Source organism: Aeromonas sp. 95A (genome assembly GCF_051919235.1).
GTDB lineage: Bacteria > Pseudomonadota > Gammaproteobacteria > Enterobacterales > Aeromonadaceae > Aeromonas > Aeromonas veronii.
The window spans coordinates 3,997,329-4,009,338 of record NZ_JBQBFC010000001.1; the positions used below are offsets into that span (position 1 = coordinate 3,997,329).

The following is a 12,010-nucleotide window of genomic DNA, read 5'->3' on the forward strand; positions in this document are numbered from 1 at the left end:
CCGGGATGATGAATGTGTGCACCAGCGGCCTGCGGGCCGCTTTTTTATGGCCGGGAGACAAGAGTGGCAAGGCGTGCTCGGAATCAGTGAAGAGTGATGTGGACGGGAATTAACGTGGAGATTGGTTAAATAGAGGAGCGAGAGAAAAACTAGGGAGAGGCAAATTTCAGATACAAAAAAACCAGCGTGAGCTGGTCTGTTTGGTACTGCTATTAATGGTGCGGAAGGAGAGACTCGAACTCTCACGCCTAGGGCGCCAGAACCTAAATCTGGTGCGTCTACCAATTTCGCCACTTCCGCAATATTAATGGTGGCTATGACGGGATTCGAACCTGTGACCCCCGCATTATGAGTGCGATGCTCTAACCAACTGAGCTACATAGCCGTTTGTTATCGACCACTGATGTGGAAGAGAACAGAAAAATGGCTGGGGTACTAGGATTCGAACCTAGGGATGGCGAGATCAAAACCCGCTGCCTTACCGCTTGGCGATACCCCAACAGAAATAATGGTGGCTATGACGGGATTCGAACCTGTGACCCCCGCATTATGAGTGCGATGCTCTAACCAACTGAGCTACATAGCCGTTTGTTATCGACCACTGATGTGGAAGAGAACAGAAAATGGCTGGGGTACTAGGATTCGAACCTAGGGATGGCGAGATCAAAACCCGCTGCCTTACCGCTTGGCGATACCCCAACAGCGCTCCTCAACAGTCATGAGACTGGCAAAGAACTTTTAAAAATGGCTGGGGTACTAGGATTCGAACCTAGGGATGGCGAGATCAAAACCCGCTGCCTTACCGCTTGGCGATACCCCAACAGCGTTCCTCAACAGTCGCGAGACTGGCAAAGAACTTTTAAAAATGGCTGGGGTACTAGGATTCGAACCTAGGGATGGCGAGATCAAAACCCGCTGCCTTACCGCTTGGCGATACCCCAACTAGAGATGGTGGCTATGACGGGATTCGAACCTGTGACCCCCGCATTATGAGTGCGATGCTCTAACCAACTGAGCTACATAGCCAACCTTGCTTCCGGTGAGTCGTTACCTCGTCACCGTGCGGGCCGAATTATGCGTATCTGGCTCTGGGGCGTCAACCCTTTTTTTGCCAGAAAAACGCAATTTGAGTGCGTTTGACCAGTTATTGGTCTCTGTTGCGCAAAAGCCCAACAATCTGGTTTTTTTTAAGACATTGCCATTATTGCCCGGGCAATGGCAGATAAAAAACAGGCCAGCAAATGCTGGCCTGTCATGGGATTAGACGTTGAACAGGAAATTCATGATATCGCCATCTTTGACGATGTAATCTTTCCCTTCAGCGCGCATCTTGCCCGCTTCCTTGGCGCCTTGCTCACCCTTGTAGTTGATAAAGTCTTCAAAGGCGATGGTTTGGGCGCGAATAAAGCCTTTTTCAAAGTCAGTGTGGATCTTGCCTGCCGCTTGCGGGGCAGTGGCACCGACCGGAATAGTCCAGGCGCGCACCTCTTTCACACCGGCGGTGAAGTAGGTCTGCAGGTTGAGCAGCTGGTAGCCTGAGCGGATAACACGGTTCAGGCCCGGCTCTTCGATGCCAAGGTCAGCCATGAACTCGGCGCGATCTTCATCGTCCAGTTCGGCGATGTCCGCTTCGATGGCGCAGCAGACCACGACTACGACCGCGTTCTCGGCGGCAGCGATTTCACGCACCTTGTCCAGATAGGGGTTGTTCTCGAAGCCATCTTCCGCCACGTTGGCGATATACATGGTGGGTTTCAGGGTCAGGAAGTTGAGGTGGCTGACAGCGGCCAGCTCTTCTTTATCCAGCTTCATGCCGCGGATCATCTGACCATTTTCCAGCGCGACCTTGATCTTCTCCAGCACTTCCACTTCCAGCTTGGCATCCTTGTCGCCGCCTTTGGCGCGCTTGGACTGACGGTGAATGGCGCGCTCGCAGGCGTCCAGGTCCGACAGGGCCAGCTCGGTGTTGATCACTTCGATATCGTCAGCGGGAGAGACCTTGCCGGCAACGTGAATGATGTTCTCGTCATCGAAGCAGCGCACAACGTGGCCGATCGCTTCGGTTTCACGGATGTTGGCCAGGAACTGGTTACCCAGACCTTCACCCTTGGAGGCACCGGCAACCAGGCCGGCGATGTCGACGAATTCCATGGTGGTCGGCACAACGCGCTGCGGATTGATGATGGCAGCCAGCTGATCGAGGCGGGGATCCGGCATCGGCACCACACCTGTGTTCGGCTCGATGGTGCAGAACGGGAAGTTGGCGGCTTCGATACCGGCCTTGGTCAGCGCGTTGAACAGGGTGGATTTGCCTACATTGGGCAGGCCCACGATACCGCATTTAAAACCCATGGATTGTTACCTTACTTGATGGATGCTGTTGGGGGTCGCCCGCAGGCGGCCCATGTCATGCTTGTTCTGGTCGTTGCTCATGTACCGGCACAATGCCCGTACAGGGTCAAACCGACCTAACCCTTTTCAGCCTTGAAGCTGTGCAAGCGATTCATGGCCTTGGTCATATCTTGTTTGAACAGGATATCGGTGGCGCGCAGGGACTCGTCCAGCGCGGCGTCGATCAGGTTCTGTTCACTGCTGGGGGCCTTGGTCAGGACGAAGCCAGCCACCTGCTCTTTGCTGCCGGGATGGCCGATCCCGAGCCGCAGCCGGAAGAAGTTATTGTTGTTGCCCATCTTGGCGATGATGTCCTTGAGGCCGTTATGGCCACCGTGACCACCACCCTGCTTGAACTTGGCGATGCCAGGCGGCAGATCCAGTTCGTCATGGGCCACCAGCATTGCTTCCGGCTCAATCTGATAAAAACGCGCCAGTGCGGCCACCGCCTTGCCAGAGAGGTTCATATAGGTGTTCGGGATGAGCAGCCGCACATCCTGCCCCTCGACCAGGATGCGGGCAGTATGGCCGAAGAACTTGGGGTCTTCACGCAGGCTGACATTGTGCCAGCGGGCCAGTTGCTCCACATACCAGGCGCCCGCGTTGTGGCGGGTCTTGGCATATTCCGGGCCGGGGTTGCCCAGTCCGACGATCAGTTTGATTTCGCTTGTCACGCTTGATGTCTTCACTCGCAGCTGCCGTGGGCACACTACCCAGGGCAATAGGACGCAATATTCTAGCCGCCGAGTGGCGATCACTCAACCAATGCGCATGTTATGGCGGGATTTGCAGCATTATTGCGGCCAATGGGTGGCTAACGGTGGGCAAACGGGCCTCTTGCATGAGGCCCGTTTCAGCTTACCGATGGATTGTGCCCGGTTGACTACCGTCGTTATTTGGCACGCAGCAGGGTGACGGTCTCTTCATCCAGTGCGGTCAGGGTGGGACGGGCATCGCGGACATACTCCACGAAAGAGGCTGCATCGGTGCCGCAATCCACGCCGCTGGCTTTGCAATCGAGGGCCTGGCCCGGGGCATAGACGGCGCTCAGCAGTTCACCGTTTTGTGCCACCTTCAACACCGGGAAGGCGGTCAACTTGCCATTGACGCTGGCGATGTCGACCCGCTCGCTCTGGTGGCGCTGGGCATTGGCCAGTGCCTGCCAGCCATCGTTGCCGTTGGCGCTGTAGGCGTTCATCACTACCCGATAGCGCTGGCTATCCACCAGATCCTGCCACTCGCCGCTTGCGGTCTTGCGCTGCAATTGGGTCAGGGTGCCCGCTTTGCCTGCGTCGGTCTCTTGGAAGGTGTAACGCAGGTGACCGCCATAGGGGAACTTGCCGGCATGGGCGCTGGCGGGCAGGGTGGCGGTGATGGTCTCGGTCAGCAGGGCGCGTACCTCGGCGCCGGTCAGGGTCAGCACCGCGAGCTGGTTCTTGAACGGCAGCAGGGTGAGGGCGCTATCCCCCTCGCGCCATTCGCCAGCAGGCAGGTCGGCGCGCACGCCACCCACCGCCACCAGAGAAAAATCGACCGGGCCACCGGTCAGATCTTGCACTGCTGGGGTATTGGCCCAGTAGAACTCCCCTTCGGCAACCAGCGGCGCCACGTCGGAGCCATGGCTGTCGCTGCCGTTGTCACCGGGGCGACGGGCATTTTGCAGCTGCTCGGGGATGGTGCCGATCACCGGGCCGTAGGCTTTCTCCAGCGCCGGTTTGTAGTGGCTGTCGATGATGCCGCGCAGGCGCGGATCTTCATCCACGGTCACCAGATTGGGCTGGTTGTCGACAAATTGGCTCGCCTCTTTGCTGCGGGCGTCGTCGAGCGCCTGCTTGCGCGCCGCATCGGCGAAGAAGTCGCGGCTGGCCAGCAGGCTGTTGTGGCCCTGGCAGTCGGTCACCTGACCCTGGCTGTCAAAGGTCACCTGTGCCAGACCGATGGCCTGGGCGTAGGAGCCCGCCTGCACCACGCAGGTTTTGCCGATGCCATCCGGATTGGTCACCAGCTTGGCGTAATCGCCGGTCTTGCCCCAGCCGATATTGCGAAAATCGCCGAGCAGGCTGTGGGAGTGGCCGCCGACGATGGCATCGAGGCCGTTTACCTTGGCCGCCAGCGCCAGATCCCGCTCGTTGCCGATGTGGGTGAGCGCCACGATCTGGTGGATCCCCTTGGCTTGCAGCATGTCGACCGTGGCCTGAGCCGAGGCGACCTCCTTGCCAAAGCGCAGCTTGCCGACGTTGGGGGCGATATTGCCCATGTCTTCCAGCACCAGACCGATGACGGCGACCAGCTGTTTGCCTTGCGGCAGGTTGTCGAGATCGGTGACCGGGCTCTTCTGGTTGCCGTCAAAGGCGTAGACCACGAAGGGCTTGAGGTTGTCAGCCTTGCTGAGGGCCGGATCGGCCTTGGTGTCGAGGTTGGCGGCCAGCACCGGGAAGTTGACCCCCTCGATGAAGCGGGCCAGCTTCTGGTTATCCAGATCGAACTCGTGGTTGCCCAGCGCCATGGCATCGAGGCCGAACTGGCTCAGCAACTCGGCGTTGGCCATCCCCTCGTTGAGTTTGAAGTAGCCGCTGCCCTGCCAGGCATCACCGCCGTGCAGCAGCAGCAAGGGCTGGTTCTTGGCCAGCGCATCGGCCTGATAGGCTTTCGCCATGGTCAGCAGGCGCGGGTAACCGCCAAAGCGGGTATAGAGGGTGTCCGTCTCCCCCTGCTGGGCAAAGATCTGCCCTTTGATCTCGGCATTGACCGGATCAAACTGGGAGTGGGTGTCGTTCATGTGAGCAAGAGCCAGCACGAAGGGCGGGTTCTCTTTGGCGGGCTGACAGGCGAACAGGGCGGAGGTGAGGGTCGCGAGCAGGAGGGGACGCAAGCAATTCATGGGTAAATCCTTAAGCCTGCCGGGGGCAGGGTCGTACCAGATAGCAGAAAGTTGGAAAGAGAAGGTCCAGAAAGACGAAAACCGCCTGATGGCGGTTTTCGTTATTGCTGAATCTATCAATGCTCAAACATGGCAGAGATGGACTCTTCGTTGCTGATGCGACGAATGGCTTCGGCCAGTACAGTTGACAGCGTCAGCTGCTTGACCTTGCCGACCGCTTTCATCTCCGCAGTGAGCGGGATGGAGTCGGTGATGATCAGTTCATCGATCACGGAGTTCTTGATGTTCTCGACGGCGGAACCGGAGAAGACCGGGTGGGTAGCGTAAGCGAATACACGCTTGGCACCGCGCTCTTTCAGGGCCTCTGCGGCTTTGCACAGGGTGCCGCCGGTGTCGATCATGTCATCAACGATGATACAGTCGCGGCCGGCAACGTCACCGATCAGGTGCATGACCTGGGAGACGTTCGGGCGGGGACGGCGCTTGTCGATGATGGCGATGTCGGTGTCATCCAGCAGCTTGGCGATGGCGCGGGCACGCACGACGCCACCGATGTCCGGGGAGACAACGACAGGAGACTCGAGGTTCTTGGACTTCATGTCTTCCAGCAGCACCGGGCTACCGAACACGTTGTCTACCGGAACGTCGAAGAAACCTTGAATTTGCTCGGCATGCAGGTCAACGGTCAGCACGCGATCCACACCGACGCTGGAGAGGAAGTCAGCGACAACCTTGGCGGTGATGGGTACGCGGGCGGAGCGGACGCGGCGGTCCTGACGGGCATAACCAAAGTAGGGGATAACGGCAGTGATACGGCCAGCTGAAGCACGACGCAGAGCATCCACCATGACGATCAATTCCATCAAATTGTCGTTGGTCGGGGCACAGGTGGATTGAATGATGAAGATATCGCCACCACGTACATTCTCATTGATCTGTACGCTGATCTCGCCGTCGCTAAAGCGACCTACGGCAGCATTGCCGAGTTTGATAAACAGGCGATCTGCGATCTTCTGGGCTAGTTCCGGCGTTGCGTTACCAGCAAACAGCTTCATGTCAGGCACGGTTTGAAACCTCGGGGTTGCATCCAGTATGTGGGGGAGTCTGAAATCAGACCCTATCGTTTTGGGGCAAACGATTTATCAAGATAACGTACAAGGTGTCTGCTGCCCAATGATTGTGATGATACCGGTAACCCGAATCCGTGGCCGAGTGCAAAACCGGCCACGTTAATCATCATCAATACCGTTCGGTAAAATTGGCTGGGATACCAGGGTTTGAACCTAGGCACGTTGACGAGATCAAAGATCAGTCACCGTTTATCACAGCTAAATTACCGATGCTCGAAAATTGGCTGGGGTACTAGGATTCGAACCTAGGAATGGCGAGATCAAAACCCGCTGCCTTACCGCTTGGCGATACCCCAATCATTTGAACTGTTGCAATGTGGAGAAGAGAGGTGATATGTTTTCGCCCTTGGCGACAAACCCATCAAGTCCCTTCGGCACGCAGGCCAACACTTCCCGAGCAGTCACTTCGTCTTCAAATTGAGCAAAGACGCAGGCTCCTGTGCCCGTCATTCTTGACGGCGCGTATTCTAGCAACCAGCCGAGCGCATTGGCAACCTCGGGGTGGCGCTTTTTCACCAGTGATTCGCAATCGTTTTTCCACTCGCCTTCCAGCAGGTTGTCCAGCGCCATTTTCGGTGTGGCTCTCGGCAGGTCCGGATCCTGGAATACGGCCGCGGTCGCTACATGGCAATCGGGCTTGAGAACCAGATACCAGGCATCGGGCAGTTCGACCGGTTGCAGGCGCTCGCCCACTCCTTCGGCAAAGGCCGCCTTGCCACGGACAAACACCGGCACATCGGCCCCCAACTGGACGCCAAGCGCTGCCAGTTCATCTTCACTCAAACCGGCTTGCCAGAGGTGGTTAAGCGCCACCAGCGTGGTGGCCGCATCGGACGAACCGCCGCCAATGCCGCCGCCCATGGGCAGTACCTTCTCCAGCCGGATATGGGCACCTTGCGGGCTCGGCAGGGTTGCCTGCAGCAGGCGTGCCGCCCGGATAATCAGATTCTGTTCATCCAGCACCCCGGGAATGGCCGGGCTCAGGGTGAGAGTGTCGCTACCCTGAATCACCTCGAACTCGAGCCAGTCGCTGTGGTTGAGGAAGATAAACAGGGTCTGCAGCTCGTGATAACCATCGGGACGACGGCCATTGACGTGTAGAAACAGGTTGAGTTTGGCCGGTGCCGGCCAGCGTGTGGAAGCCATTAACGTGCAAGAGTCCATTGGTTGATCTGAAGCTTGAGGCGGCTGTTCTGGCCGGTCATGGTCAGCTGGTGTGGCAGGCGGTAGCCATCCTGATCCCGATAATCGCCATAAACGATCTGCCACTGGCCGTCGCGCACGCTGGCCAGACTGCTGTCGGGGTTGAGTTCAAACTCTGCCTGACCTGGCAGCCCCTTGATCCACTCCGGTAATCCTGCAACCGGAATATTCCAGCCGGTCAGTTGATAGATGAGCGCTTCGGCATCCTGGCTCTGGTGGCGATTGCCGTCGCTGTCGAGCAGGGTGATCTCGCCTTTGCTGCGGGAGAGCTCCAGAATGCTGGTGCCAATCAGGCTGGTGAGGTTGAGGCGATAATCCTCCCCATCCTGCTGCCAGTTGAGACGGGCGCTGCCCTTTTGCTGTGGCGTGATGATGGCCATCTTGCCGGATAGCTGCCAATGGGTCAGCTGCTCGAGGCGGGTCCGCTCCTGGTTCCAGTTCACCTGGTCACGCTGGGGCTGGGTGGTGGCACAACCGGCCAGCAACAGCAGGCAGGTGAGGGTAAAAATACGTAGCAGCAAGAGACGGCTCCAGAGAGAGGAATTTGCCACAGTATACGGGGCGGCCGTATTGCTTTTAAAGACTTACCCTTTCTCGTACAATTGGCAGCCTTTGCACCCAGCGTATGAAATGATCGTCGCCCACTCATGAGTTTGCTTGCCCTCGGAATCAACCACAACACCGCCAGTGTCGCCTTGCGGGAACGGGTCGCCTTTGGCCCGGACTGCATCGATCGCGCCTTGCGTGAGCTGGTGAGCCAACCCGGTGTCAGCGAGGCGGTGATCGTCTCCACCTGCAACCGGACCGAACTCTATTGCAATCTGGAGGAGGAGCGGCAGGAGCAAGTGCTGCGCTGGCTGCAGCAGTTCCACGGGCTGGACGCGGCCGAACTGGTCACTGCCATCTATCAGCATCACGATGAAGAGGCGGTGCGCCACCTGATGCGGGTGGCGTGCGGGCTCGACTCGCTGGTGCTGGGGGAGCCGCAGATCCTGGGGCAGATCAAGCAATCCTACGCTCATGCCCAGCAGGCGGAGTCGGTGAAGGGGGCGCTGGAGCGGCTGTTCCAGAAATCCTTCTCGGTGGCCAAACGGGTGCGTACCGATACCGAGATTGGCGCCAGTGCCGTGTCGGTGGCGTTTGCCGCCGTCAGCTTGGGTCGGCGGATCTTCTCCGATCTCTCCCAGACCAAGGTGCTCTTGGTCGGGGCGGGGGAGACCATCGAACTGGTGGCCCGTCACCTGCGCGAGCAGAACGTCACCAAGATGATGGTGGCCAACCGCACCCTGCAGCGCGCCCAGACCTTGGCGGCCGAATTCGGCGCCCAGGTGATGACGCTCGAAGAGATCCCCGACTATCTGCACGAAGCGGATATTGTCATCAGCTCGACCGCCAGCCCCCTGCCCATCATCGGCAAGGGGATGGTGGAGCGCGCGCTAAAGGCCCGCCGTTTCAAACCCATGTTTCTGGTGGATATTGCCGTGCCGCGCGACATCGAAGCCGAAGTCGATGAGCTCTCCGATGCCTATCTCTACACGGTGGATGATTTGCAGGGGATCATCGAGCAGAACCTCGAAACCCGTAAACGGGCTGCCGCACAGGCGGAAGTGATCGTGCAGGAAGAGCGCGACGAGTTTATGGGCTGGTATCGCGGCCAGAGCTCGGTCGATCTCATTCGCGATTACCGCCATCAGTCACAGCAAGTGGCTGATGAAGAGTTGCAACGGGCCCTGCTGGCATTGGCGCAGGGCGAGAGTGCCGAACAGGCGCTCAAGGCGATGGCCCATCGCCTCACCAACAAATTGATCCACGCGCCGACCCAGGCGTTGCGCCAGGCTGCCTCCCAGGGGGATCAGAGCGAGCTCTCCCGCTTGCGGCAGGCGCTGGGGTTGTCACAAGAGCCATAATTTTCGGGCAACCTGCCGGTTGTCCCGTCCTCCATTGAGAATGCAAGAGTTATGAATCCGTCACTGATCAGAAAGCTGGAAGGCCTCATCGAGCGCCACGAAGAAGTACAGGCCATGCTCGGCGAGCCAGACGTGGTCTCGGATCAGGATCGCTACCGCGCCCTGACCCGCGAATATGCCCAGCTGGAAGATATCGTTCACGCCTTCCAGCGTTACCGTCAGGCGCAGGATGATCTTGATACCACCCAGATGATGCTGGAGGAGGAGGATGCCGACCTGCGCGAGATGGCGCAGGAGGAGCTGCCGCTCGCCAAGGCCAATCTGGAGGCGCTGGAGCAGGAGCTGCAACTGATGTTGCTGCCCAAGGATCCCAAGGATGACAACAACTGCTATCTGGAGATCCGCGCTGGTGCCGGTGGCGACGAAGCGGCCATCTTTGCCGGTGACCTGTTCCGCATGTATTCACGGTTTGCCGAGCGTCAGGGCTGGCGCGTCTCCATCGTCAGCTGCAACGATGGTGAATACGGAGGCTACAAGGAGGTGATCGCCAAGATCGACGGCGAGCGCGTCTATGGCCGTCTCAAGTTTGAATCTGGTGGTCACCGGGTACAGCGGGTGCCGGAGACCGAATCCCAAGGCCGTGTGCACACCTCCGCCTGTACCGTCGCCGTGTTGCCGGAAGTGCCGGAAGCCGAGCAGATCGAGATCAATCCGGCCGACCTGAAGATCGACACCTTCCGCGCCTCCGGTGCCGGTGGTCAGCACGTCAACAAGACCGACTCGGCCATCCGCATCACCCACCTGCCGACCGGTCTGGTGGTGGAGTGCCAGGACGAGCGCTCCCAGCACAAGAACCGCGCCAAGGCGATGTCGGTGCTCTCCGCCCGCCTGCAAGCGGCCGAGGATGAGCGCCACCGCGCCGCCGAGCAGAGCACCCGCCGCAATCTGGTGGGCTCCGGCGATCGCTCCGAGCGCATTCGTACCTACAACTACCCGCAGGGTCGCCTCTCCGAGCACCGCATCAACCTGACCCTCTATCGCCTCTCCGAAATTTTGGAAGGGGATCTGGACTGCGTCATCACACCGCTGGTGCAGGAGTATCAGGCCGATCAGCTCGCCTCGCTGGCCGAGAACAACTAATGCAAATGGTGATCCGGCAAGCTCGCATTAAGTGTTCTGCCCATAAGGTGGAGTGGCACTGATGCAGATCCAGCAGGCCCGCGCCCATATCATGACCGTGCTGGCTGGGGGAGAATCCCCCCGCGCCGACGCCGATGTACTGCTCTGTCATCTGCTCGATTGCCGTCGCAGCTATCTGATGACCTGGCCCGAGCGTGAGCTGGATGCCGCCCAGCAGGCCACCCTGCAGGGGTGGCTGGCCCGTCGTCTCAATGGCGAACCCATTGCCCATCTGGTGGGCGAGCGGGAGTTCTGGTCGCTGCCGCTGAAAGTGAGCCCGGCGACCCTGATCCCGCGCCCCGATACCGAGGTGCTGGTCGAGCAGGCGCTGACCAGAATCCCGCAAGGGCCTTGCGCCGTGCTGGATCTGGGCACCGGCACCGGCGCCATCGCGCTGGCGCTCAAGTCCGAGCGGCCCGAGGTCGATGTGTGGGCGGTGGATCGGATGGCGGATGCCGCGGCGCTGGCCCGCGAGAACAGCGCCGCGCTGGGGTTGCCGATCGAGGTGCGCGATGGCAGCTGGTTCGAGCCCCTTGGCGAGCCGGATCGCGACCAAACACCACGATTTGCGGTGATTGTCTCCAATCCCCCCTATATTGATGGCGCCGATCCCCATCTCGAGCAGGGTGATGTGCGCTTTGAGCCCCGCTCGGCGCTGGTTGCCGATGACGCCGGGCTGGCCGATATCCGCCACATCGTGGCCCATGCCCCCGCTTATCTGCTGACCGATGGCTGGTTGCTGCTGGAGCATGGCTGGGATCAGGGGAAGGCGGTGCGTCAGTTGCTGCGTGATGGCGGCTACCGCGAGGTAGCCACGGTGCGCGATTACGGGGATAACGACAGGGTGACGCTGGGCCTCTGCCCGCTGCGCTGACGGTTCCTCACTGTTAATCGGCGGGTTGCCTGTGCGCCCCCATGCAAGGATTGAATATGGTTTTTGTGCTCAAACACCTGCACCTCACCCTGATTGCCGGGGCCGTGCTGATGTTTATGCTCCGCTTCTACTGGGTACAGACCGCCACTGGCCGAGCTTACAGCGCGCCGGTGATGAAGGTCAGCGGCTGGCTCAACGGTCTGGTGGTGCTCTCCGGCGTATTGCTCTGCATGGTGCTGGATCTCAACCCGCTCAATAACGGAACGCCCTGGCTCAGCGAGAAGCTGATGGTCATTCTGGTGCTGGTATTTCTGGCGGCGATGGCGCTGCGGCTGGCCAAAAGCAATCTGGTGCGCTGGTGCTCCTTTCTGGGGGCGCTCGGCTGGATCTACTTTATTGCCAAGTTGGCAGTGCTCAAACAGACGAGTGTGTTCGGCTAAGGCAT

9 protein-coding genes, 9 tRNA genes and 1 pseudogene are annotated in these 12,010 nt (G+C 59.4%); 4 read left to right on the forward strand and 15 right to left on the reverse strand.

What is annotated here, in order from left to right; genetic code table 11:
- Window positions 1–216: 216 nt before the first annotated feature.
- From ACTG2U_RS18295 to lolB, 15 genes and pseudogenes are all read right to left on the reverse strand, one after another.
- A tRNA-Leu gene (locus ACTG2U_RS18295) sits at window positions 217–300 on the reverse strand.
- 8 nt (window positions 301–308) lie between these two features.
- Window positions 309–385: transfer RNA gene (locus ACTG2U_RS18300), tRNA-Met, on the reverse strand.
- 39 nt (window positions 386–424) lie between these two features.
- A tRNA-Gln gene (locus tag ACTG2U_RS18305) sits at window positions 425–499 on the reverse strand.
- 10 nt (window positions 500–509) lie between these two features.
- Window positions 510–586, reverse strand: a tRNA-Met gene (locus ACTG2U_RS18310).
- A gap of 38 nt (window positions 587–624) precedes the next feature.
- A tRNA-Gln gene (locus ACTG2U_RS18315) sits at window positions 625–699 on the reverse strand.
- A gap of 46 nt (window positions 700–745) precedes the next feature.
- Window positions 746–820, reverse strand: a tRNA-Gln gene (locus ACTG2U_RS18320).
- A 46-nt stretch (window positions 821–866) separates the two neighbouring features.
- Window positions 867–941, reverse strand: a tRNA-Gln gene (locus ACTG2U_RS18325).
- Between the two features lie 8 nt (window positions 942–949).
- Window positions 950–1,026, reverse strand: a tRNA-Met gene (locus tag ACTG2U_RS18330).
- A gap of 234 nt (window positions 1,027–1,260) precedes the next feature.
- Window positions 1,261–2,352, reverse strand: a complete 1,092-nt coding sequence (gene ychF / locus ACTG2U_RS18335; protein ID WP_005353921.1) for a redox-regulated ATPase YchF — start codon at window positions 2,350–2,352, stop codon at window positions 1,261–1,263.
- Between the two features lie 116 nt (window positions 2,353–2,468).
- Complete coding sequence (gene pth / locus ACTG2U_RS18340) at window positions 2,469–3,065, reverse strand: aminoacyl-tRNA hydrolase (RefSeq protein ID WP_439974898.1); 597 nt, start codon at window positions 3,063–3,065, stop codon at window positions 2,469–2,471.
- Window positions 3,066–3,283: 218 nt separating this feature from the next.
- Complete coding sequence (locus tag ACTG2U_RS18345; protein ID WP_439974899.1) at window positions 3,284–5,272, reverse strand: bifunctional metallophosphatase/5'-nucleotidase; 1,989 nt, start codon at window positions 5,270–5,272, stop codon at window positions 3,284–3,286.
- 116 nt (window positions 5,273–5,388) lie between these two features.
- Entirely contained in the window at window positions 5,389–6,336 is a 948-nt protein-coding gene (locus ACTG2U_RS18350) for a ribose-phosphate pyrophosphokinase (protein WP_005343846.1), read from the reverse strand.
- Between the two features lie 287 nt (window positions 6,337–6,623).
- A tRNA-Gln gene (locus ACTG2U_RS18355) sits at window positions 6,624–6,698 on the reverse strand.
- Window positions 6,678–7,548: pseudogene (ispE, locus tag ACTG2U_RS18360) on the reverse strand (4-(cytidine 5'-diphospho)-2-C-methyl-D-erythritol kinase). Before ispE ends, ACTG2U_RS18355 begins: the two are co-directional and overlap by 21 nt.
- Window positions 7,548–8,126, reverse strand: coding sequence for a lipoprotein insertase outer membrane protein LolB (lolB, locus tag ACTG2U_RS18365; protein WP_005353907.1), 579 nt, complete (start codon window positions 8,124–8,126; stop codon window positions 7,548–7,550). Before lolB ends, ispE begins: the two are co-directional and overlap by 1 nt.
- 126 nt (window positions 8,127–8,252) lie before the next feature.
- On the opposite strand from lolB, the gene hemA reads away from it, so the two are divergent.
- The 4 genes from hemA to ACTG2U_RS18385 all read left to right on the forward strand — a co-directional run bounded on the left by hemA (window position 8,253) and on the right by ACTG2U_RS18385 (window position 12,005).
- The gene (gene hemA / locus ACTG2U_RS18370) at window positions 8,253–9,512 is read left to right on the forward strand and encodes a glutamyl-tRNA reductase (RefSeq protein ID WP_005362209.1); all 1,260 of its coding nucleotides are present in this window, start codon (window positions 8,253–8,255) and stop codon (window positions 9,510–9,512) included.
- 51 nt (window positions 9,513–9,563) lie between these two features.
- A complete protein-coding gene (gene prfA / locus ACTG2U_RS18375; protein WP_439974900.1) occupies window positions 9,564–10,652 on the forward strand; it encodes a peptide chain release factor 1 in 1,089 nt (362 codons plus the stop codon).
- Between the two features lie 61 nt (window positions 10,653–10,713).
- On the forward strand, window positions 10,714–11,565 hold the full coding sequence (gene prmC / locus ACTG2U_RS18380; protein WP_439974901.1) for a peptide chain release factor N(5)-glutamine methyltransferase: 852 nt from the start codon (window positions 10,714–10,716) through the stop codon (window positions 11,563–11,565).
- A 56-nt stretch (window positions 11,566–11,621) separates the two neighbouring features.
- Window positions 11,622–12,005: a SirB2 family protein gene (locus ACTG2U_RS18385; protein WP_439974902.1), complete on the forward strand. Its 384-nt coding sequence runs from the start codon at window positions 11,622–11,624 to the stop codon at window positions 12,003–12,005.
- Window positions 12,006–12,010: the final 5 nt, after the last annotated feature.

Bases quoted from the DNA above. Each gene is read 5' to 3' on its own strand.
- ychF (WP_005353921.1), bottom strand. From the start codon at position 2,352: ATGGGTTTTAAATGCGGTATCGTGGGCCTGCCCAATGTAGGCAAATCC.
- ACTG2U_RS18345 (WP_439974899.1), bottom strand. From the start codon at position 5,272: ATGAATTGCTTGCGTCCCCTCCTGCTCGCGACCCTCACCTCCGCCCTG.
- hemA (WP_005362209.1), top strand. From the start codon at position 8,253: ATGAGTTTGCTTGCCCTCGGAATCAACCACAACACCGCCAGTGTCGCC.
- prfA (WP_439974900.1), top strand. From the start codon at position 9,564: ATGAATCCGTCACTGATCAGAAAGCTGGAAGGCCTCATCGAGCGCCAC.
- prmC (WP_439974901.1), top strand. From the start codon at position 10,714: ATGCAGATCCAGCAGGCCCGCGCCCATATCATGACCGTGCTGGCTGGG.
- ACTG2U_RS18385 (WP_439974902.1), top strand. From the start codon at position 11,622: ATGGTTTTTGTGCTCAAACACCTGCACCTCACCCTGATTGCCGGGGCC.